The sequence below is a fragment of the Testudinibacter sp. 'clade 2' genome, from assembly GCF_006227735.1.
GTDB lineage: Bacteria > Pseudomonadota > Gammaproteobacteria > Enterobacterales > Pasteurellaceae > Chelonobacter.
The window spans coordinates 1-21,276 of the sequence record NZ_VDHB01000073.1 but is presented as its reverse complement, the minus strand read 5'-3'; the positions used below and the strand labels follow the sequence as shown (position 1 = coordinate 21,276).

Sequence of the window (21,276 nt, the reverse complement as noted above, 5' to 3'; positions counted from 1 at the left end):
ATCAACAGACCCTAAATATTTGCGAATTCGATCACATAATTTTCTTTTTTATTTGTATAGAATGATTCAACAGATTAAATGTTGTTTATAGTACAAAATCAACCACTTTTATTTTCATTTGAAAAAAGGAAATAACCATGAAATTCAATACACTGGCTGCTACCGTTTCAGCCGCTCTGCTCAGCACAGCCCTGTTAAGCGGTGGCGCAAACGCTGCCGGACGTTTGGTCATTTATTGCAGTGGCACGAATGCCTTATGTGAAGCCGAAACAAAAGCCTTCGGAGAAAAATATGATGTCAAAACATCTTTTATTCGTAATGGCTCCGGCAGCACTTTTGCTAAAATCGAAGCCGAAAAAGGCAATCCGCAAGCCGACGTTTGGTACGGCGGCACCTTGGATCCGCAATCGCAAGCCGGCGAATTGGGGCTGTTGGAAGCTTATGCCTCGCCTAACCTCACACAAATTGTCGAAAAATTCCGTGATCCTGCCAAAGTAAAAGGCAATTACACCTCAGCGATTTATATGGGGATTTTGGGTTATGGCGTGAATACCGAACGCTTGAAAAAATTGGGCATTACGGAAGTACCTAAGTGCTGGTCCGATTTAACCGACCCACGCTTAAAAGGCGAAGTTCAAATCGCCGACCCGCAAAGTTCCGGCACGGCGTATACCGCCATTGCCACGTTTGTGCAGTTGTGGGGCGAAGACAAAGCCTTTGACTACTTCAAACAGCTACACGGCAATATCTCGCAATACACCAAATCCGGGGTTACGCCATCGCAAAATACTGCGCGCGGTGAAGCCACCATCGGCATCGGTTTCTTGCATGACTACGCCTTGGCAAAAGAGAAAGGTGCGCCGGTTGAGCTGATCGTGCCTTGCGAAGGCACCGGCTATGAACTGGGCGGCGTCAGTATTATCAAAGGGGCACGCAATTTGGATAACGCCAAACTGTTTGTTGACTGGGCACTGTCGAAAGAAGGGCAAGAGCTCTCTTGGAAAAAAGGCGAATCTTACCAAACACTGACTAACACCACTGCCGAGCAGTCTGCCAGTGCGTTTGATCCGAACAAGCTGGTGTTGATTAACTATGATTTTGAAAAATACGGTTCTGCCGACGAAAGAAAACGGTTGATCACCAAATGGGTTAACGACGTCAAACTGGCTCAATAAATTTTAATAGACGGGAATACCGCACTGGAAACAGGCGTATTCCCTTTTCGTTTCTGCGAGGTTTTATGCATTCCGCCAGACCGCCAATACTACAAACCGCATCCTTTTGGATTCTTTTAGCCTTTGCCGCCTTTTTGCTGCTGCCGTCCAAAGCACTGGATTACGGACTTTTTGATTCGACCAGCGACGAGATTCTCACCGCCATGGGCTGGTCTTCAGTCAATTTGAGTTGGCTGTGGTTCTTGCCGCTGATTGCGATTTGGGGCATTCAAAAACTCACGCTCCCGGCAGGGCAACGACAAAAAATCGGCTTAATGCTGGTCGCGGCGACCGCACTTTTTGTGCTGCTCAGCGCCATGTTTTTCCGCGTCAGTCTGGGCTATTCCACGATTATCTTGATGATCTCCCTGACCGCACTTGCCACTCTGTATTTAGCCAAGCTGAAAGTGATGCAAGGCGATCAATTTATTATCGCCTCCTTAATCAGCATTGTATTGCTGATTTTCTTTTTTATCGTCTATCCGACCATTGCGATTTTTATTTCAATGTTCTACGACGGCGATGTTTTTGCTCCTGAACAAGTGGTCAGGATTCTCGGACAATCTTATATTATCCGTGTTATCGGCAATTCGCTGTTTCTGTCAGCTTTTGTCGGCATTCTGTCCACCGTATTCGGCTTGGCTTTTGCGCTTTACACCACCCGAATCGCGCGCAAAACTGCGTTTATCGGCAAAATCTTTTCGATTTTACCGATTGTGACGCCGCCGTTTGTGGTCGGTCTGGGCGTAACCCTGATGTTGGGGCGTTCCGGCTATGTCACTGAATTTTTAGATACCTACTTAGGATTCACCAACCACAACTGGTTGTATGGTTTCAATGGGATTGCGATTGCCCAAATTCTGGCATTCGCCCCGATCTCTTTTATGATTTTGGACGGGGCGCTGAAATCGATTCACCCGTCGATCGAAGAAGCCTCTTATACGCTGCGTGCCAACCGTTATCAAACCTTTTATAACATCATTTTTCCGTTGCTGCGTCCGGCACTGGCCAACTCTTTTTTAATCGTGTTTATCCAATCGTTGGCGGACTTCAGTAACCCATTGGTGTTGGGCGGCAGTTTTGATGTGATCGCCACCCAGATCTATTTTTATATCGCCGGCTCACAGTTGGATTACGCTTCGGCCAGTACGCTAGGCTCAATCTTACTGATTTTCTCGCTGGCGATCTTTATCATTCAGTATATCTGGATCGGCAACCGCTCTTATGTCACCGTGTCGGGCAAATCCTACCGGGGCGACGTGCAAGAACTGCCGCCGATGCTGCGCAATGTGATTATTGTGATGCTGGCAGGCTGGGTGCTGTTTAATATTGCACTGTACGGCAGTATTTTCTACGGCAGCTTCACTGTCAACTGGGGTGTGGACTACAGCTTCACCTTCAACAACTACATCATGATGTTCGGACAAGGGTTTAGTGAAGGCGCTTGGCCATCGCTGATCAACACCCTTATCTACGCCGGCATTGCCGCCCCGCTGACCGCACTTTTCGGTTTGCTGATCGCTTACATCGTGGTGCGCAAAGATTTCCAAGGCAAGAAAACCCTCGAGTTTTTGACCATGCTGTGTTTTGCCGTGCCGGGAACGGTGGCCGGGGTCTCTTATATTCTGGCGTTTAACAATGCGCCGTTGTATATCACCGGCACCGGTATCATCATTATCATTTCGATGGTGATGCGCGATCTGCCGATTGGTATGCGTGCCGCAATCGCCGGTTTAGGGCAGCTGGACAAATCCTTGGACGAAGCCTCGCTGTCGTTGAAAGCCGGCTCGTTAAAAACCATTCTGTTTATTGTCTTTCCGCTGCTCAAACCGGCGCTGCTATCGGCATTGGTCACCAGTTTTGTGCGGGCAATGACCACCGTCAGCGCTATCATCTTTTTGGTCACTGCCGACACCCGGGTCGCCACGGCGTACATCTTAAACCGGGTCGAGGACGGCGAATACGGGGTAGCGATTGCCTACGGCTCGGTGCTGATTGTGGTGATGATGGCGATTATTTTACTGTTTGACTGGATCGTGGGCGATACCCGAATTTCTCGTTCGAAAGCGAAAAAAATGCAATAATATCGGGCTATAAAATTAAGAGAAAATAATATGGATAATCAAGATCAAGAGTTCTTAGTATTAAAAAATATCACCAAGTCTTTCGGCAAATCAGTGGTGATCGATAACTTAAATTTGACCATCAAACGTGGCAACATGGTGACGCTGCTCGGTCCGTCCGGCTGCGGTAAAACCACGGTGCTACGTCTGGTGGCCGGCTTAGAGAGCCCAACGTCGGGACAGGTTTTTATTGACGGCGAAGATGTCACCAAATCCTCGATCCAAAACCGCGATATTTGCATCGTTTTCCAATCGTATGCGCTGTTTCCGCATATGTCGATTGGTGATAACGTCGGTTATGGGCTGAAAATGCAAGGCGTGAGCAAAGCGGAACAGAAACAGCGGGTGAAAGAGGCGCTGGAACTGGTCGATCTGGCGGGATTTGAAGAGCGCTTCGTCGATCAAATCTCCGGCGGACAACAGCAACGGGTGGCACTGGCACGTGCGTTGGTGCTGAAACCGAAAGTATTGCTGTTCGATGAGCCGCTGAGTAATTTGGACGCCAACTTACGGCGCAGTATGCGCGAAAAAATCCGTGAATTACAACAACGTCTGGGGATTACATCGCTGTATGTCACCCACGATCAATCGGAAGCCTTTGCAGTCTCCGACGAAGTGATCGTAATGCACAAAGGGCATATTATGCAAAAAGCCGCTGCCAAAGAGCTGTATCTGCACCCTAATTCACTGTTTTTAGCCAATTTTATGGGCGAATCCAATATTCTGCCGGGCATGTTAGAGGGACAGAACGTGACAGTTAACCAGTATCGTTTTGAACTGGCAAACCGAGCACAATTTGATGTGGCAGACGGCGAATGCTTGGTCGGCATCCGCCCTGAAGCCATTTCACTGCTCAGCAGCGGTGAAGAGAGCCAACGCTGTGATATCAAAAGTGCGGTTTACATGGGCAACCACTGGGAAATCGTCGCCGATTGGCACGGACAATCCCTACTGATCAACCTTAATCCGGAAGACTTCAATGCCGGACAACACAGCGCCTACGTGCATTTTTCTTCCAGAGGCGTATTTTTGTTAGCGAAGGAATAAGTGGCTATTGACCATAAAAATCGGGAAACCGTTAGTTTCCCGAATCTTACCTGTATTTGACTAAGCTCTACGCCTAATAATCCACACCCGCACATGGTCATAAACCCAGTTGTACAACACCGTATAAAGCAAAATAAAGACAGTGATGCCCAGATCCATGATAAACGCTTGGTAAAAGCTGATATTCAGCAAATATGCCACCACTGGGATGGTGAACAGCAATAAACCGCCTTCAAATAACAGCGCGTGCAAGCACCGCACTTTGAAGCCGCGTAATACCCTTTCGCCACGAAAAACCCGGTCAAAGCCCCAGTTAAACACAAAATTCCACACCATCGCCATCAGCGAAATCACAATAACCGTCCCCGACAGCGCACTCACCGAATGATCCGTCAGCAACGTCAAGCCGATAACTGAAAATATCACTGCCAAAACTTCAAACAGGGCGGCATGGAAAATCCGCTCGACAAAAGACATGTTATCCTCTCTGGTTTAACACTCGTTGAAATGAGCGAATATGCCCTAATCTAGTCAAAAAGTGAAGTGTTTAATTAACGTCTATTGATGAGAATTACAATGACGATTGTGCTAATTTTAAACACAATCCCCAGGACTATAACGACTTTTGCCTTATATTAGCAAAAAGTAGTGGCGAAAAAGCGGCTATAGCTCAAATAACAAACAAACATCAACCGTTCCTATTATGGCTACAAGCCGTATTGCAGCCTGTTTATTATAAAGCAGTCCAGATACATCAAAACTACAAAACCAGTGAATTAACACCAACAGTCAAAGTTGTCATTACACGCTATTTAATCGCTAGCTACCCTTGCTTTCCACCGCACAGAATGTCAAACTGATCAACGTTTTCATTTATTCATAACAAAAAACAGCGAGAAAAACGCAATATAAAAAGGAGAAATTATGTCAAAAGATCCCAACTATCAGGCGGAAGCGGAGAAGTATGACAATCCGGTTCCAAGCCGTGAATTTATTTTACAAACTATTCGTGAACACAATGCGCCGATGAGTCGGCAGGCGATTCTGACCGCACTCAAGATTAGCGACGAAGAGCAGGTTGAAGGCATGCGTCGTCGCTTGCGGGCGATGGAAAACGATGGGCAATTGGTGTTTACCAAACGCCAATGTTATGCCCTGCCGGAAAAATTATCGTTGCTGAAAGGTACGGTAATCGGACACCGTGACGGCTACGGTTTTTTGCAGGTGGAAGGCTCGGTCGGCGGCAAAAAAGAGGACGACTGGTTTATTCCCAACGGACAAATGCAGCGGGTGATGCACGGCGATTATGTGCTGGCGCAGCCGAACGGGTTTGATCGCCGTGGACGGCAAGAAGTGCGGATCGTGCGTATCCTGGAAAGCCGAAAGAAACAGATTGTCGGGCGCTTTTTTATGGAATCCGGCATTGCCTTTGTGGTGCCGGACGACAGCCGCATCAGCCATGATATTCTGATTCCGAACGAACACCGTCTGGGCGCACGCATGGGGCAAGTGGTGGTGGTCGAACTGCAACCACGCACCCGCAACCACAATCCGGTCGGGATTATCACCGAGATTCTGGGCGACAATATGGCGCCGGGCATGGAAGTGGAAATCGCCTTGCGCAACCACGACATTCCGCATATTTTCCCGGAAAATGTGTTGAAGCAGGTTTCTAGCCTCAAAGAAGAGGTGACCGAAGAAGCCAAACAAGGGCGGGTGAATCTGCACGATCTACCGTTGGTCACGATTGACGGTGAAGATGCACGCGATTTTGATGATGCGGTGTATGCCCGCAAAAACGGCGACAGCGGCTGGAAACTGTGGGTAGCGATTGCTGATGTCAGTTATTATGTGCGGCTGAAAACCGCACTTGATGCCGAAGCCCGCAACCGTGGCAATTCGGTCTATTTCCCGAACCGAGTGGTGCCAATGTTGCCGGAGGTGTTGTCGAACGGGCTGTGTTCGCTTAATCCGCAAGTGGATCGGTTATGCATGGTCTGCGAAATGGATATTTCCAAAAAAGGCAAGATGACCGGCTATAAGTTCTACGAAGCGGTGATGAACTCGCACGCCCGTTTGACCTACACCAAAGTGTGGCGGATTTTAGAGGGCGACGAAGAACTGCGCCAACGCTACGCCCTGCTGGTACCACACTTAGAAGAGCTATACAATCTGTTTAAAGTGTTGAACGAGGCGCGCAAAAAACGTGGTGCGATTGATTTTGAAACCATCGAGACCCAATTTATTTTCAATCCGCAAGGACGAATCGAACGAATTGAACCGGTGGTGCGCAACGATGCCCACAAAATCATCGAAGAGTGCATGATCCAAGCCAATATTGCAGCGGCGACGTTTGTGGAAAAAGCACAAGAACCGGCGCTGTTCCGCATTCACGCCGGCCCGAGCGAAGAAAAACTGATGGCATTCCGCAGCTTCCTCAACGAGTGCGGTTTAACCCTAGGCGGCGGGTTGAAACCAACCCCGGCGGATTACGCCGAATTGATGACCCAAGTGAAAGCACGCCCCGATCACGAGCTGATCCAAACCATGCTGCTGCGTTCACTCAGTCAAGCGGTCTATTCCGCCGACAATATCGGACACTTCGGTTTGGCATTGGACAACTACGCCCATTTCACCTCACCGATTCGGCGTTACCCGGATTTAAGCCTACACCGTGCGATTAAATATTTAATCGCCAAAGAACAAGGCAGCAACAAGCGCTCGACCAACGGCGGCGGCTTCCATTATCTGCTGGACGACATCGATCTGCTCGGCGATCACTGCTCCACCACCGAACGCCGTGCCGACGACGCCACCCGTGAAGTGGCCGATTGGCTGAAATGCGAATATATGCAAGATCATGTCGGCGAAGAGTTTGACGGCATTATCTCCACAGTCACCGGTTTCGGGCTGTTCGTGCGCCTGAACGATTTCTTTATTGACGGTTTGGTGCACATCTCCACCCTCGACAACGATTATTACCAGTTCGACAGCGCCGGTCAGCGTTTAATCGGTGAGAACAGCGGTATGTATTACCGTATCGGTGACAAAGTGCGGATCAAAGTCGCTGCGGTCAGTCTGGAACAAAAACAGATCGATTTTGTGTTGATCGCCAGTGAACGCAAGCCGCAACGGGAAGGCAAAACCACCAAAGATCGGCTGAAGAAAAATGTGCGTTACGCCGAAAGTTTGGAAAAACGGCTGCGTGACGGCAGAGGCGGTAAAGCCGATCCGAAACGTGCCGAGAAGAAGAAAGCGCCACGCAGTAAAAGCGGGGCATTCAGTAAAAGTAGAAAACGTAAATAAGTATTCCATTAACCCGATACCATAACAAGGAGAACGCCGATGACTGATTTTATCAAAACACGAGCTGCTGTTGCTTGGGCGCCGAATGAGCCGTTGAAAATCGAACAATTGGATTTGATGCCGCCGCAAAAAGGCGAAGTGTTGGTGCGGATTGTCGCCACCGGCGTGTGTCATACCGATGCTTACACCCTGTCCGGCAAAGACTCCGAAGGAGTTTTCCCTTGTGTGTTGGGGCATGAGGGCGCCGGCATCGTCGAAGCGGTCGGCGAAGGTGTCACCGGCGTGGCGGTGGGCGATCATGTGATTCCGCTCTACACCGCCGAATGCGGCAAATGCAAATTCTGCCTGTCCGGCAAAACCAATCTCTGTTCCTCCGTGCGTGAAACACAAGGCAAAGGCTTGATGCCGGACGGCACGGTACGTTTCTTCAAAGACGGACAGCCGATTTATCACTATATGGGCTGCTCCACCTTTTCCGAATACACGGTGGTCGCCGAAGTATCACTAGCCAAAGTGCAAAAAGAAGCGCCACTGGAGGAGATCTGCCTGCTCGGTTGCGGCGTCACCACCGGCATGGGCGCGGTGATCAACACCGCCAAAGCCAAGAGCGGTGACAGCATTGCGATTTTCGGCTTGGGCGGTATCGGCTTGGCGGCGATTATCGGCGCGCGTATGATTGGCGCCCGCCGGATTATCGGGGTCGATGTCAATCCGGAAAAATTTGACATGGCAAAAAAACTGGGCGCAACCGACTGTATCAATCCGAAAGATTTCGACAAACCGATTCAAGAGGTGATTGTCGAGATGACCGACGGCGGCGTGGATTATTCGTTTGAGTGCATCGGCAATGTTGATGTTATGCGTGCGGCACTGGAGTGCTGTCACAAAGGTTGGGGCGAATCGGTGATTATCGGTGTGGCGCCTGCCGGGGCGGAAATTCGTACCCGTCCGTTCCAACTGGTGACCGGACGGGTGTGGCGAGGTTCGGCATTCGGTGGCGTGAAAGGCCGCACCCAGTTGCCGAAAATCATTCAGCAATATCTGGACGGCGAATTTGCCCTCAGCGATTTTATCACCCACACCATGCCGCTGGAGCAGATCAACACCGCCTTTGACTTGATGCACGAGGGCAAATCGATTCGCAGCGTGATTCACTATTAATTCCTTAACCTCAAAGTGCGGTCAGACCGCACTTTACTGTTTCTATATGAGGATCTTATGACAACATTGACACTGATCAGCAGCAATAAAATGTTTGGCGGTCAGCACCAGCGCTATCGCCATTTCTCTTCTGCCACCCAATCTGAGATGACTTTTGCCGTCTATCTGCCACCGCAAGCCGAGCAGCAAAAAGTGCCATTGCTGTATTGGCTGTCCGGTTTAACCTGCAACGATGAAAATTTTTCTACCAAAGCCGGCGCACAACGCTTGGCAGCGCAATATGGCTTTGCACTGGTGATGCCAGACACCAGCCCGCGCGGCGCAATGGTGGCTGATGCCGACAGCTACGATCTGGGGCAAGGCGCCGGATTCTACCTGAACGCCACCCAAGCCCCTTGGGCAACGCACTACCGCATGTACGACTATATCGTCGATGAATTGCCGTCACTGTTGGCTCAACACTTTCCGCTCAATGGACAAGCGGCGATTTTTGGCCATTCGATGGGTGGACACGGCGCATTGATGATCGGCTTGAAAAACAGTGAACGGTTTAGCTCGATTTCCGCCTTTGCCCCCATCGTCAACCCCAGCGAAACTCCGTGGGGCATCAAGGCTTTTAGCGCTTATTTAGGCGACGATCACAACAGTTGGGCGCAATATGACAGTTTGCAGCAATTGGCGCACGCCAAACGTAAACTGCCGATCTTAATCGATCAAGGCGATGCCGACAATTTCTATCCTGAGCAACTGCAACCGCAAAAATTTGTGCAAAGTGCGGTCGAACAGGGCTTCAGCGTCGAATTTAATCTACGTCCCGGCTATGATCACAGTTACTACTTTATCGCCAGCTTTATCGAACCGCACTTTGCCTTTCACGCCAAACATTTCGGCTACTGAGCAAGCGGTTTTTATGCTATCTTAAAGTCCCTTTAAGTGAATAACGAATACCAAATATGAGCGAAAATATTTACGGAATCCATGCGGTTTCCTCTTTTTTAAACACGGCGCCGGAGCGGATTATCGAAGTCTATGTGCTGAAAGGACGCGAAGATAAACGCTTGCAGCCGTTGTTAAACCAGCTGCAAAATTTAGGCATTGCCATTCAGCAGATGAACCGAACAACGCTGGATAAAAAAGCCGACGGCGAAGTACACCAAGGCATTATTGCACGGGTGCAACCGGCAAAAGAACTGAACGAAAACGATTTGGACGCAATTTTAAGCGGCAAACAGGCGCCTTTTTTGTTGGTGTTGGACGGTGTGACTGATCCGCACAATTTGGGTGCTTGTCTGCGCACCGCCGATGCGGCCGGTGTCGATGCGGTGATTGTGCCGAAAGACAAATCGGCGCAACTCACTTCCACCGCACGTAAAGTCGCCTGTGGCGCTGCGGAAAGCGTGCCGTTGATTCGGGTCACTAACCTTGCCAGAACCTTGCGTGAATTGCAGCAACAGCACAATATCTGGGTGATCGGCACCGCAGGCGAAGCCACGGAAACCTTATATCAAGTCAAACTAGATGGTGCGATTGCGTTGGTGATGGGGGCGGAAGGCGAAGGTATGCGCCGCCTGACCCGTGAACACTGCGATCAGTTGATCAGCATTCCGATGGCAGGCAGCGTCTCTTCGCTCAACGTTTCCGTCGCCACCGGAGTGTGCTTGTTTGAAATTGTGCGCCAACGGATAAAGTAAGCCTTGTTATATTTCTCTTCTCCCTTGATGGGAGAAGTAAATAATATACAGGCAATCGAATTAGTGAAAACACTGGAACGTAGTCGTTAGAATTCCTTCGTCCCTTGTGGGAGAAGGACAGATTTTGGCTTCGTTCAGAAGCAAAAATCAGGATGAGGGGGCTGGATGCAGTGCTGTGATCCGATATCTCACCCTCATCCGCCCTTCGGGCACCTTCTCCCATCAAGGGAGAAGGAATTATAAAAATTTTGTATCTCAACCTATCGCTTTAAAAGGATAAACCATGAAATATCGTGTAGTAGCATTTGATTTAGACGGCACTTTACTCAACAGCCAAGGCGAAATTCTGCCGAGCAGCATCGAAGCGATCAAAGCCGTGCGTGAAAAAGGGGTGAAAGTGGTGTTAGTAACCGGTCGCCATCACACGGCGGTGAAGCCTTATTACCACCAACTGCAACTGGACACCCCGATTATCTGTTGTAACGGCACCTATATCTACGATGTGGCCAGCGACAGCACGCCGATTGCCAATCCGTTCAGTTGGCAGCAGGCACGCAAAGTGATTGAAGTGGCTGAGCAATTGGGCATTCATCTGCTGATGTACACCCGTGATCAAATGACCTTCACCGAGTTCAATCCACATATGCGCAAATTCACCGAATGGGTGGCACGCTGCCCTGAAGCAGTGCGCCCGGATTTGCGTCAACTTAGCAGCTTCTACGAACCGTTGGCTGCCGGGGAAGCGATCTGGAAATTCGTGATCAGCCACCCTGAGCGCACGTTGATGGAAAGTGCGGTGGCGCAATTGCCGAGCGACCAATTTAGCTGCGAATGGTCTTGGATTGATCGGGTCGATGTTGCCAACAACGGCAACAGCAAAGGCGGGCGTTTGTTGGATCTGCTGCAAAGCTGGAATATCGATCCGCAGCAGGTGATCGCCTTTGGCGACAACCACAACGATATCAGCATGCTGACTGCCGTTGGTTTGGGCGTGGCGATGGGCAATGCGGAAGAAGACGTAAAATCACAAGCCAAACTGGTGACCAGCGATAACGATCAAAACGGCATCCAGCAGGTTTTGGAAAAATATATTTAAAAATTTTAACGGTTAAGTTTTTTTTAAGAACTCTTTGCTTTAATACTCATCAACAAAGCACAAATACAGATTTATCGCTTTGTACACATTTGATGAAAATTAAACTCGGAGAGTATCTATATGAAAAAATTAGCCCTTGTATCTGCCTTATTAGTTGCCATCAGCGGAACCGCACTGGCAGCCAGCGAAACCACGACAACCACAGCAGCAGCGGCACAAAGTGCACAAAGCGCACAAATGCAAAACCGCAGTGGTTTCAATGACGGCAGTAATCCACAGTCACAACAACAGCTACAGCAAGGCAAACGAGATGGCAAAGGAAGAGAAGACTGCCACCGTAAAGACGGTAAAAAACGCGATGACACCAAACGCGGCAGTTTTATCGACAATAACGCTCCGGTCATTAGCACCAGTAGCGTGAAAGACCTGAAAGACAATGATCGCTTAGTATTGGAGGGCTTCATTGAAAAACAAGTCGGCAAAGAAGACTATTTATTCAAAGACGACAGTGGCAGCATTGAAGTAGAAATTGATCGCCGTGCTTGGGCAGGGCAAGAAATCACCCCGAACGACAAAGTCAAATTGTTCGGTGAAGTGGATAAATCTTGGAATAAAACCGAAGTGGAAATCCACCGTGTTGTCAAAGTACAATAGATAGCGTACGGTAACCATAGCACAACAAAGCAACCGCACTTTTAAAAGTGCGGTTTTCTCCATTCAAGTTAACGGTAATAATCATGCGAATCTTGCTCATTGAAGACGATCCCCTGATCGGTGACGGCCTAAAAATCGGGTTAACCACCTTTAATTATACGGTGGATTGGTTTAAAGACGGCAAAACCGGCTTTCAAGCACTGGATTCTGCCCCCTATGATGCGGTGGTGCTGGATCTCACTCTGCCCAAAATGGACGGCATGGACATTTTGCAACAGTGGCGCAAGCAGAACCAAGATGTGCCGGTGCTGATTTTGACGGCGCGCGACAGCTTGGAGCAACGGGTCAGCGGCTTGAAACAGGGGGCTGACGATTATCTGTGCAAGCCTTTTGCCCTGAGCGAAGTGGCGGCACGGCTGGAAGCGCTGATCCGCCGCCGTCACGGTAACCTCAACCCGATAATGACTCACGGCAATCTGAGCTTTGAGCCGGATAGTCGGATGGTTAAAATTGACGGACAGCCGATCAACCTGACTACGCGCGAATTTAAACTGCTGGCGCTTTTTCTGTCGAATAAAGACCGAGTGCTGCCACGTGCGTTAATCGAAGAAAAACTACACGGTTGGGATGACGAAATCAGCAGCAACGCGCTGGAAGTGCATATCCACAATCTACGCAAAAAACTGGGCAACCATTTTATCCGCACAGTACACGGTGTCGGCTACACTTTAGGTAATGTGGATGAAAATTAGCAGCCTACGGTTACGCCTGATTATTATCCTCTCTTTCGCTTCACTGCTACTGTGGAGCGTTGCTACCCTTATCGCTTGGCTGAAAGCCAAAGACGAAACCGACAAAGTGTTTGATACCCAACAAATTTTATTTGCTGAACGGCTTGCCTCCTCCAATTTACGCCAGATGCTGGTGCAGCAAAACAGTGCGCGAATCAATAAAAGTGTGAAATCACCCAAACATATCCGTAAAAAACTGTTGGATGATGAGGCATTAGCGTTTGCGATTTTCACCCGTGATGGCGAAAAACTGCTGTCCGACGGCGAGCATGGGGATGAAATCGCGTTCTCTCCGGCACGAGGTTTCTCCAAGCAAACAATTGACGATGATCTCTGGTGGATTTTCTGGCTGCCTGCGGGTAATAATGGCGAGGTGATGATCGCCGTTGCGCAAAAATTTGAGTATCGCAAAGAGGTGGTTTCCGACATTGTTTTTAGCCAACTCTGGGTTTGGTTGACAGGGCTACCCATCCTATTGGCGCTGATTATTTTTGTCGTTACTCGTGAACTGGCATCGGTGAAACGATTGCAACGCAAACTCAACCGACGCTCTCCCGAAGACAACAGCCCGATTACGGTGCCATCACTGCCGACAGAAATTCAGCCAATTGTGGACAGCTTAAACCATTTCTTTGACCGCACTTCGAATATGCTATTGCGTGAGCGCCGCTTCACTTCTGATGCCGCCCACGAACTGCGCAGTCCGCTGACCGCACTTCGGGTGCAAACCGAGATCGCACAGCTTGCCGGCAACGATGTGGCGATGCGTAATCAAGCCTTAAATAACCTAACCAGCGGCATCGACCGCGCCAGCCAATTAATCGAACAACTACTCACGCTTTCACGTTTGGATTCGGTGGTCGAGCTGGATAATTTGGAACCGATTCAGTGGCAAGATTTGATTGAATCGTTACTGGGGGAACGACATTTTTCTGCCGCTAAAAAGCAGATTAGCCTCGAATTTCAGCAATATGGACAACCGCCTTTGCAACAAGGTCAACCGTTGTTGGTCTCACTGATGTTACGCAACCTGATCGACAACGCAATTCATTACTGCCCTAATGGCAGCAAAGTGACGGTTTCACTCTATTCCGACCACCTGACGGTATCCGACAATGGCGAGGGCGTCAGCGAGGAAGTATTGTCTAAACTGGGACAACGTTTCTATCGCCCTGCTGGACAAAATGAAAAAGGCAGTGGCTTAGGGCTGTCGATTGTCACTCGAATTGCAGAATTACACCACTATTTAGTTAAATTTAGAAATATTATTCCAAAAGGATTTGAAAGCGAGATCCGATTCGAATAATCCAAAAGTGGTATTTGACATCGTTGTTAAAAATCTGTATTAATAAAATTGAAAAGTAGTAAATCCTTGCTCCAAACTTTAGTTTAAACCAATCATCTGGAGGGGTTATGCCTAAAAAATTACGTAAGAACTTGGGAACGCCGGAACGTATCATCCGAATCTTATTGGGAATTACTTTATGTATCCTGAGCGCAGTTAAAATTATCGGCCCGTGGGGATATATCGGAGTCTTGATCACTATCAGCGGCTTACTAAGTTATTGTTTAATTTATAAATGGCTAGGCATTTCTACTTGTGTCAACAATTGCGAAATTGATTTTGATGATGAACATACTTAATTAACATACCTGATTAACCTAACAGCAAGATCACAAAACCGCACTTTGAGTCAACACATTCAAAGTGCGGTTTTGCGTTTTTGTTTTTTTGGAGAACCGAGTTTTATAGCCGTTTCGCCACTTGCATGCCCAGCCACATACAGCCGACGAACAAAAAGGCTTGTGCTTGTAATGAGGTCAGTTGCACCAACGCCGGCGCCGGGCAAATCCCAACCATGCCCCAACCAATCCCGAACAGGATTGCGCCGATAATCAAACGCTTATCCAAACGATTATTTTTAGGCAGAGCCAACGGCTGCCCGCAAACGCTGCTGTGGCGTGTTTTGCTATACAGAAACAGCGGTACGGTTACAGATAACGCGCCAAGCATCACCCATAACAAATCTATTTGCCACTGTCCGAAAATATCCAAAAAACCTTGTACTACCATTGGGTTGGTCATTTGCGACAGCACCAGTCCCAAGCCAAAAATAAAACCACTGAGCAACGCTATCCCGAAAATCATTTAACCACCCCATACATGACGCAGAATTGTCACCGTTGCCATCGCTGTCAACATGAAAAGTGCGGTTGCCGTGATCGAACGTTTAGACAATCGAGCCATACCGCAAATGCCGTGTCCGCTGGTGCAACCGGAACCAAGCACCGTACCAAACCCCACCAAAAACGCCGCCAGCGCCAACCACCACCAAGCATAATTCTGTGGATTGAAATCGCCCAATTTCCAACCTAAAAGTGCGGTTGCGGCAAAGCCACTTAATAAAACGCCACCGACAAAGCCCCAACGCCAATACTCTGTGCGCACAAAATTTAAACGTGACACAATGCCGCTGACTCCGGCAATTCTGCCGATGCCCAGCCACAATACCGCCACCGCCAGTCCGATAACAATGCCGCCTAAATATGCATTCATCTTACTTTTCCTTTTGACAAAAGAATTGATACAGCAAACCCAACACGGCTTTCACCCGTTCGTCGGACACACGGTAGTAGTGGTAACGCCCCTCTTTACGCACGTCGACCAAACCTTCGTTACGCAGCACCGTCAATTGTTGAGACAACGTCGGTTGCAAAATACCCAGCTGTTGTTCCAACTCACCGACGGTATACTCTTGCTGGGTTAAAGCGCACAACAGCAGCAAACGATCTTGATTGGCCAGCGCCTGCAAAAAGGCCTTTGCCTGCTCGGCTGATTGTTTCAGCTCTATTAAATCCATACCCACCTCATACAATACGAATTAATATTATATAATAATATATTATATTTTTTTGATTATCTATTCATTTTTGCCGGCATAAAAAAAGCACGCCGCAGCGTGCTGATTGTGATGAGTGTATGATTAGCGCAAAAACGCCGGAATATTTTGCTCATACTGCGCAATTTTATCTTCGTGCTGCAACGTCAAACCGATGTTATCCAAACCCTCTAACAAGCAGTGGCGGCGGAATTCATCCAAATCAAAATGGTAGACTTTGCCCCCAACGGTCACGGTTTTTGCCACCAGATCCACATCAATCGGTTTGCCCTCGTTTGCCCACACCCATTGGAAAATCTCTTCCACTTCCTCTTCGCCTAAACGGATTGGCAGCATGTGGTTGTTGAGGCTGTTGTTATAGAAAATATCGGCAAAACTCGGGGCAATCATCACTTTAAAACCGTAATCTGCCAGTGCCCACGGCGCATGTTCACGCGACGAGCCACAGCCCAAATTTTTGCGCGCCAACAAAATGCTGGCGCCTTGATATTGCGGATAATTCAACACAAATTCCGGGTTCGGTTGCGTGCCGTCCACATCCAGATAACGCCATTCGTGAAACAGATGTTTGCCAAAGCCGACACGGGTGATCGCTTGCAAAAATTGTTTCGGAATAATTGCATCGGTATCCACGTTAGCGGCATCCAGTGGAACGACTAAACCTGAAAGTTGTTTAAAACCTGCCATAGTGAACTCCTTAATTTAACGAAACTTGGCGAATATCAACAAATTTACCGAACACTGCTGCAGCGGCAGCCATTGCCGGACTGACCAAATGGGTACGCCCGTTGCGCCCTTGACGACCTTCAAAGTTACGGTTGCTGGTGGAGGCACAGCGTTCCCATTCGCCTAAACGGTCATCGTTCATGCCCAAACACATTGAGCAGCCCGGATTACGCCATTCCGCCCCCGCTGCGATAAAGATTTTATCCAAGCCCTCTTGTTCTGCCTGCTCTTTGACTAAGCCTGAGCCCGGCACCACCAGCACCCGTTTGACGTTATCGGCTTTTTTACGCCCTTTCATCACCGCTGCTGCCGCACGCAGATCTTCGATACGGGAATTGGTGCAAGAGCCGATAAACACTTGATCGACTTCAACTTCAGTTAAATCGGTATTCGCTTCTAACCCAATATATTCCAACGCTTTTTCTGCCGAGCCACGCACCACCGGATCGTCCATTTCCGCCGGGTTAGGCACCCGTTGGTCGATGCCGATCACTTGTCCCGGATTGGTGCCCCACGTCACTTGCGGGGCAATGTCTTTGGCTTCCAGCACCACCACCGTATCAAATTCAGCACCGTCATCGGTGTTTAAGGTTTTCCAATATGCCACCGCATCATCCCAATCTTTGCCTTGTGGCGCATGTGGACGACCTTTTAAATAGGCAAAGGTGGTTTCGTCCGGTGCAACCAAACCGGCTTTTGCGCCCAGTTCAATCGCCATGTTGCACACGGTCATGCGCCCTTCCATCGATAAATCCCGAATCGCTTCACCGCAAAATTCAACCACATGCCCGGTACCGCCCGCCATTGTGGTTTTGCCGATGATTGCCAGCACGATGTCTTTGGCGGTAATACCCGTCCCGACTTTACCGCGCACTTCAATTTTCATACTTTTGGCACGGGCTTGTTTCAGCGTTTGGGTGGCTAACACATGCTCTACTTCAGATGTGCCGATGCCGAATGCCAATGCACCGAAAGCGCCGTGAGTGGCAGTGTGTGAATCGCCGCAAACGATCGTCATACCCGGCAAGGTCAGCCCCTGTTCTGGGCCCATCACATGCACGATCCCTTGCTCTTTGTTATTCATATCAAACAGCGAAATGCCGGTCGCTTTGCAGTTCTTATCCAACTCTAACACCTGAATTCGTGCCTGTCCTTGCAGTTTGTTGACATCACGCTCTTGGGTGGAAATGCTGTGATCCATGGTTCCGAAAGTCTTACCTATTTGCCGCACTGGACGGTTTGCTACCCGCAAGCCATCAAAAGCCTGCGGGCTGGTGACTTCGTGAATCAAATGGCGGTTGATGTACAGAATCGGGGTTTCGCCTTTCGCCTCGTGCACGACATGCGCATCGAACAGTTTTTCATATAATGTCTTTTTCATTGTGTCATCCGTAAATGTGTAAATTCGTTATTTTGCCGTGAAATTTAAATCTTAGCCGCAATTAAATCGCCCATCTGCGAAGTGGAAAGCGGCTGGCTGTTATCGGCTAAATCAGCCGTGCGATGCCCTTCCGCCAACACGGTTTTGACCGCACTTTCAATTGCCTGCGCTGCCGCTTCCAGATGAAAGCTGTGGCGCAACATCATCGCTGCGGATAAAATTTGTGCAATCGGGTTGGCAATATTTTTGCCGGCAATATCCGGTGCCGAACCGCCTGCGGGTTCGTATAAGCCAAAGCCTTGTTCGTTCAGACTGGCGGACGGCAACATCCCCATTGAGCCGGTGATCATCGCGCATTCGTCAGAAACGATATCACCAAAAATATTCGAGCACAGCAACACATCGAAGAACGACGGTTGTTTGATCAGTTGCATAGTCGCGTTGTCGATATAGATGTGATCCAACCGCACTTCAGGGTAATCTTTTGCCACTTCGTTCACCACTTCGCGCCACAACACCGAGCTGGTCAGCACATTGGCTTTGTCCACCGAGGTGACGTGTTTGCTGCGCTTAAGTGCGGTTTCAAACGCAATCCGCGCAATGCGCTCGATTTCATAGCGGTGATAGACTTCAGTGTCATAGGCTTTTTCCATTGCGCCTTCGCCTTCGCGCCCTTTCGGCTGACCGAAATAGATGCCGCCGGTTAATTCACGCACCACCACCATGTCAAAGCCGGTGGCGGCAATGTCGGCACGCAACGGGCAGAATTTTTCTAAGCCTTTATACAAGGTTGCCGGACGTAAATTGCAGAACAGAGAAAAGTGCTTTCTTAATGGTAATAACGCCCCACGCTCTGGTTGCTCTGCCGGGGGTAAACTTTCCCATTTGGGACCTCCGACCGAACCGAACAAAATTGCATCCGCCGCTTCACAGCCTTGCAACGTGACATCAGGCAACGCCTTGCCGTGATTATCAATTCCTGCCCCACCGATATCAAAATGGTTGTAGTTCAACTTAAACTGAAATTTTTGCTGCACCTTTTCCAGCACTTTGATCGCTTGCGCCATAATTTCAGGGCCGATGCCGTCGCCCGGTAAAACCGCTACGTTGTATGATTGCATGATATATTCTCTTTGTTAATTTAGCTGTAGGGGCGGATTGCATCCGCCCAATAAAAACCATTGATATTTTAGGGCGGATGCAATCCGCCCCTACATTTATACGGTACGTTTATACTGTTTGAATATGTTTCGCTTTTAAATCCGCCACTTTGTGCGCACGGTAAATTGCGTTAATGGCGTGGATTAAAGCAAGGGCTGAAGATTCTACAATGTCCGTCGCAAGACCGACACCGTGGAATTTACGTCCTTCATATTCAACCACAATATCCACTTGCCCTAACGCTTCTGCGCCTTCGCCTTTTGCCACAATATTGTAATGCGACATCTTAATCTCCAAACCCGTTAATGCCAAGATGGCATTATAGGTCGCATCCACCGGCCCATTACCACCGGTGGACACTGTGCTTAATTTCTCGCCATCCAACAATAATTGTACAAAAGAGGTCGCCGGGAAATCACTGGCTGTATGCGTGGAAACTTTATCTAAGGTCAAACGATCGCCGTCCCCCTGCTGCATATCAATAAACGCCAAGGCTTCCAAATCGTAGTCGAACACTTGCCCTTTTTTATCTGCCAATTTCAAGAAAGCATCGTACAAGTTATCCAAATCATAATCGCTCTCTGCATAGCCCATATCCGCCATATGCCCTTTCACTGCGGCACGCCCTGAACGCGCGGTCAGGTTCAATTTCTCTTTTTTCAAGCCGATCGATTCCGGTGACATAATTTCGTAAGTATTTTTATTTTTCAGCATGCCATCTTGGTGGATACCTGACGAATGCGAAAACGCATTTTTCCCGACAATCGCTTTATTCGGCTGAATCGGCATATTGCATAGCTGGCTGACCATTTGGCTGACCCGGTGAATCTCTTGGGTGTTAATTCGGGTATCCACCTTGAACATATCCTGCCGGGTTTTGATCGCCATCACCACCTCTTCCAGTGCGGTATTGCCGGCACGTTCGCCGATGCCGTTGACGGTACATTCAATCTGACGCGCCCCGTTCAACACTGCCGTCAACGAGTTAGCGGTCGCCATGCCCAAATCGTTGTGGCAATGCACCGAAACAATCGCCTTATCGATATTCGGCACTCGGTTCATCACTTGATGGATAATATTGCCATATTCAGTCGGCAGGCAGAAACCGACAGTATCGGGAATATTCACCGTGGTTGCGCCGGCATTAATCGCTGCTTCCACAATACGACAAATATTATCAATACCGGTACGCCCTGCATCTTCGCAGGAAAATTCTACGTCGTTGGTGTAATTTCTGGCACGTTTCACCGCTCTCACCGCACGCTCAACCACATCGTCAAAGGTGCTTTTCAGTTTGGCTTCCACATGCAAGGCGGAACTGGCGATAAAGGTATGAATACGAAAACGTTCTGCGTCTTTCAAGGCTTGGTACACCGCATCAATATCTTTGTCCACTGCCCGTGACAGCCCGCACACCACCGAGTTTTTGATATGCTGTCCGATGGTGCGCACCGATTCAAAATCGCCGGAAGACGAAACCGGGAAGCCTACTTCCATCACGTCCACCCCCAAACGCTCCAGCGCCAAGGCAATTTGCAATTTCTCTTTCACCGTTAAACTGGCACTCAATGCCTGTTCGCCATCACGCAAGGTGGTATCAAAAATAATCACATTATCATTCATCACATTTTCCTTATATTGATATTGCCCAAAGTGCGGTTTATAAATGCAAAAAACCCGCAACGTTGTGCGGGTTTAAAATCTTGTTAACTGTCATTTGCCAATCATCTGCCACAGTCAAGCCGCACAATTAATTTGTGAGCAAGAGGAGGAGAGAAAAAGTAGCAAACGGGAAATTCATCTTGATATCCAAAACAGTTCAAAGTATAGCGTGGGGTTATTCTTACTTGCCAACCGCACTTTGTCAATCATTCTGATGAAATTTTTCGCTACAAACAAGCCAGGTTAGTCTTTCAGGATAGTATAAAATACTTTTTATTAAAAAATTATCAGCATAAAACATCAAATTAATAAGTATTATTAGATTTAATCCGGTTGTAAGATTTTTTTAACAGAATACTGTAC

Annotated in this window: 20 protein-coding genes; 12 read left to right on the top strand and 8 right to left on the bottom strand. The window is 48.7% G+C overall.

Annotated elements, in window-relative coordinates; translation table 11 throughout:
* Positions 1 to 137: 137 nt before the first annotated feature.
* The 3 genes from FHQ30_RS06690 (at position 138) to fbpC (ending at position 4,384) form a co-directional block, all read left to right on the top strand.
* The gene (locus FHQ30_RS06690) at positions 138 to 1,175 is read left to right on the top strand and encodes an ABC transporter substrate-binding protein (protein WP_139610725.1); all 1,038 of its coding nucleotides are present in this window, start codon (positions 138 to 140) and stop codon (positions 1,173 to 1,175) included.
* Positions 1,176 to 1,240: 65 nt separating this feature from the next.
* Positions 1,241 to 3,298, top strand: coding sequence for an ABC transporter permease (locus FHQ30_RS06685; protein ID WP_139610724.1), 2,058 nt, complete (start codon positions 1,241 to 1,243; stop codon positions 3,296 to 3,298).
* 30 nt (positions 3,299 to 3,328) lie between these two features.
* Positions 3,329 to 4,384 (top strand): ferric ABC transporter ATP-binding protein, encoded by a 1,056-nt coding sequence (gene fbpC / locus FHQ30_RS06680; protein ID WP_139610723.1) that lies wholly within the window; start codon positions 3,329 to 3,331, stop codon positions 4,382 to 4,384.
* Positions 4,385 to 4,444: 60 nt separating this feature from the next.
* Here fbpC and FHQ30_RS06675 read toward each other — a convergent pair whose 3' ends face one another.
* A complete protein-coding gene (locus FHQ30_RS06675) occupies positions 4,445 to 4,861 on the bottom strand; it encodes a PACE efflux transporter (RefSeq protein WP_139610722.1) in 417 nt (138 codons plus the stop codon).
* 447 nt (positions 4,862 to 5,308) lie between these two features.
* On the opposite strand from FHQ30_RS06675, the gene rnr reads away from it, so the two are divergent.
* The 9 genes from rnr to FHQ30_RS06630 all read left to right on the top strand — a co-directional run bounded on the left by rnr (position 5,309) and on the right by FHQ30_RS06630 (position 14,727).
* Positions 5,309 to 7,690 carry a ribonuclease R gene (rnr, locus tag FHQ30_RS06670; RefSeq protein WP_139610721.1) on the top strand — a complete coding sequence of 794 codons (2,382 nt, stop codon included), beginning with the start codon at positions 5,309 to 5,311 and terminating at the stop codon, positions 7,688 to 7,690.
* Positions 7,691 to 7,729: 39 nt separating this feature from the next.
* Positions 7,730 to 8,851: an S-(hydroxymethyl)glutathione dehydrogenase/class III alcohol dehydrogenase gene (locus FHQ30_RS06665; protein WP_139610720.1), complete on the top strand. Its 1,122-nt coding sequence runs from the start codon at positions 7,730 to 7,732 to the stop codon at positions 8,849 to 8,851.
* 57 nt (positions 8,852 to 8,908) lie between these two features.
* Positions 8,909 to 9,748 carry an S-formylglutathione hydrolase gene (gene fghA / locus FHQ30_RS06660; RefSeq protein ID WP_139610719.1) on the top strand — a complete coding sequence of 280 codons (840 nt, stop codon included), beginning with the start codon at positions 8,909 to 8,911 and terminating at the stop codon, positions 9,746 to 9,748.
* Between the two features lie 56 nt (positions 9,749 to 9,804).
* A complete protein-coding gene (gene rlmB, locus FHQ30_RS06655; protein WP_139610718.1) occupies positions 9,805 to 10,542 on the top strand; it encodes a 23S rRNA (guanosine(2251)-2'-O)-methyltransferase RlmB in 738 nt (245 codons plus the stop codon).
* A 283-nt stretch (positions 10,543 to 10,825) separates the two neighbouring features.
* Positions 10,826 to 11,638 carry a pyridoxal phosphatase gene (locus tag FHQ30_RS06650; RefSeq protein WP_139610717.1) on the top strand — a complete coding sequence of 271 codons (813 nt, stop codon included), beginning with the start codon at positions 10,826 to 10,828 and terminating at the stop codon, positions 11,636 to 11,638.
* Positions 11,639 to 11,758: 120 nt separating this feature from the next.
* On the top strand, positions 11,759 to 12,292 hold the full coding sequence (locus FHQ30_RS06645; protein WP_139610716.1) for a YgiW/YdeI family stress tolerance OB fold protein: 534 nt from the start codon (positions 11,759 to 11,761) through the stop codon (positions 12,290 to 12,292).
* Positions 12,293 to 12,375: 83 nt separating this feature from the next.
* Positions 12,376 to 13,044, top strand: a complete 669-nt coding sequence (locus tag FHQ30_RS06640) for a response regulator (protein ID WP_139610715.1) — start codon at positions 12,376 to 12,378, stop codon at positions 13,042 to 13,044.
* Positions 13,028 to 14,389, top strand: coding sequence for a quorum sensing histidine kinase QseC (gene qseC, locus FHQ30_RS06635; protein WP_442805651.1), 1,362 nt, complete (start codon positions 13,028 to 13,030; stop codon positions 14,387 to 14,389). Before FHQ30_RS06640 ends, qseC begins: the two co-directional genes overlap by 17 nt.
* Before the next feature lie 107 nt (positions 14,390 to 14,496).
* Positions 14,497 to 14,727 carry a YgaP family membrane protein gene (locus FHQ30_RS06630; RefSeq protein WP_132965657.1) on the top strand — a complete coding sequence of 77 codons (231 nt, stop codon included), beginning with the start codon at positions 14,497 to 14,499 and terminating at the stop codon, positions 14,725 to 14,727.
* A gap of 103 nt (positions 14,728 to 14,830) precedes the next feature.
* Here FHQ30_RS06630 and FHQ30_RS06625 read toward each other — a convergent pair whose 3' ends face one another.
* From FHQ30_RS06625 to leuA, 7 genes are all read right to left on the bottom strand, one after another.
* Positions 14,831 to 15,232, bottom strand: coding sequence for a DUF6691 family protein (locus tag FHQ30_RS06625; protein ID WP_139610713.1), 402 nt, complete (start codon positions 15,230 to 15,232; stop codon positions 14,831 to 14,833).
* Positions 15,233 to 15,640, bottom strand: coding sequence for a YeeE/YedE family protein (locus tag FHQ30_RS06620; protein ID WP_139610712.1), 408 nt, complete (start codon positions 15,638 to 15,640; stop codon positions 15,233 to 15,235).
* A gap of 1 nt (position 15,641) precedes the next feature.
* Entirely contained in the window at positions 15,642 to 15,944 is a 303-nt protein-coding gene (locus FHQ30_RS06615) for an ArsR/SmtB family transcription factor (protein WP_139610711.1), read from the bottom strand.
* A 123-nt stretch (positions 15,945 to 16,067) separates the two neighbouring features.
* Positions 16,068 to 16,670 (bottom strand): 3-isopropylmalate dehydratase small subunit, encoded by a 603-nt coding sequence (leuD, locus tag FHQ30_RS06610; protein WP_139612076.1) that lies wholly within the window; start codon positions 16,668 to 16,670, stop codon positions 16,068 to 16,070.
* Positions 16,671 to 16,680: 10 nt separating this feature from the next.
* Positions 16,681 to 18,090 (bottom strand): 3-isopropylmalate dehydratase large subunit, encoded by a 1,410-nt coding sequence (gene leuC, locus FHQ30_RS06605; protein ID WP_139612075.1) that lies wholly within the window; start codon positions 18,088 to 18,090, stop codon positions 16,681 to 16,683.
* A 44-nt stretch (positions 18,091 to 18,134) separates the two neighbouring features.
* Complete coding sequence (gene leuB, locus FHQ30_RS06600; protein WP_139612074.1) at positions 18,135 to 19,211, bottom strand: 3-isopropylmalate dehydrogenase; 1,077 nt, start codon at positions 19,209 to 19,211, stop codon at positions 18,135 to 18,137.
* A gap of 109 nt (positions 19,212 to 19,320) precedes the next feature.
* Complete coding sequence (gene leuA / locus FHQ30_RS06595) at positions 19,321 to 20,874, bottom strand: 2-isopropylmalate synthase (protein WP_139612073.1); 1,554 nt, start codon at positions 20,872 to 20,874, stop codon at positions 19,321 to 19,323.
* Positions 20,875 to 21,276 lie beyond the last annotated feature (402 nt).

Excerpts from the sequence above, each read along its gene's own strand:
- FHQ30_RS06690 (WP_139610725.1), top strand. The coding sequence starts at position 138 with ATGAAATTCAATACACTGGCTGCTACCGTTTCAGCCGCTCTGCTCAGC.
- FHQ30_RS06685 (WP_139610724.1), top strand. The coding sequence starts at position 1,241 with ATGCATTCCGCCAGACCGCCAATACTACAAACCGCATCCTTTTGGATT.
- fbpC (WP_139610723.1), top strand. The coding sequence starts at position 3,329 with ATGGATAATCAAGATCAAGAGTTCTTAGTATTAAAAAATATCACCAAG.
- FHQ30_RS06675 (WP_139610722.1), bottom strand. The coding sequence starts at position 4,861 with ATGTCTTTTGTCGAGCGGATTTTCCATGCCGCCCTGTTTGAAGTTTTG.
- rnr (WP_139610721.1), top strand. The coding sequence starts at position 5,309 with ATGTCAAAAGATCCCAACTATCAGGCGGAAGCGGAGAAGTATGACAAT.
- FHQ30_RS06665 (WP_139610720.1), top strand. The coding sequence starts at position 7,730 with ATGACTGATTTTATCAAAACACGAGCTGCTGTTGCTTGGGCGCCGAAT.
- fghA (WP_139610719.1), top strand. The coding sequence starts at position 8,909 with ATGACAACATTGACACTGATCAGCAGCAATAAAATGTTTGGCGGTCAG.
- rlmB (WP_139610718.1), top strand. The coding sequence starts at position 9,805 with ATGAGCGAAAATATTTACGGAATCCATGCGGTTTCCTCTTTTTTAAAC.
- FHQ30_RS06650 (WP_139610717.1), top strand. The coding sequence starts at position 10,826 with ATGAAATATCGTGTAGTAGCATTTGATTTAGACGGCACTTTACTCAAC.
- FHQ30_RS06645 (WP_139610716.1), top strand. The coding sequence starts at position 11,759 with ATGAAAAAATTAGCCCTTGTATCTGCCTTATTAGTTGCCATCAGCGGA.
- FHQ30_RS06640 (WP_139610715.1), top strand. The coding sequence starts at position 12,376 with ATGCGAATCTTGCTCATTGAAGACGATCCCCTGATCGGTGACGGCCTA.
- qseC (WP_442805651.1), top strand. The coding sequence starts at position 13,028 with ATGTGGATGAAAATTAGCAGCCTACGGTTACGCCTGATTATTATCCTC.
- FHQ30_RS06630 (WP_132965657.1), top strand. The coding sequence starts at position 14,497 with ATGCCTAAAAAATTACGTAAGAACTTGGGAACGCCGGAACGTATCATC.
- FHQ30_RS06625 (WP_139610713.1), bottom strand. The coding sequence starts at position 15,232 with ATGATTTTCGGGATAGCGTTGCTCAGTGGTTTTATTTTTGGCTTGGGA.
- FHQ30_RS06620 (WP_139610712.1), bottom strand. The coding sequence starts at position 15,640 with ATGAATGCATATTTAGGCGGCATTGTTATCGGACTGGCGGTGGCGGTA.
- FHQ30_RS06615 (WP_139610711.1), bottom strand. The coding sequence starts at position 15,944 with ATGGATTTAATAGAGCTGAAACAATCAGCCGAGCAGGCAAAGGCCTTT.
- leuD (WP_139612076.1), bottom strand. The coding sequence starts at position 16,670 with ATGGCAGGTTTTAAACAACTTTCAGGTTTAGTCGTTCCACTGGATGCC.
- leuC (WP_139612075.1), bottom strand. The coding sequence starts at position 18,090 with ATGAAAAAGACATTATATGAAAAACTGTTCGATGCGCATGTCGTGCAC.
- leuB (WP_139612074.1), bottom strand. The coding sequence starts at position 19,211 with ATGCAATCATACAACGTAGCGGTTTTACCGGGCGACGGCATCGGCCCT.
- leuA (WP_139612073.1), bottom strand. The coding sequence starts at position 20,874 with ATGAATGATAATGTGATTATTTTTGATACCACCTTGCGTGATGGCGAA.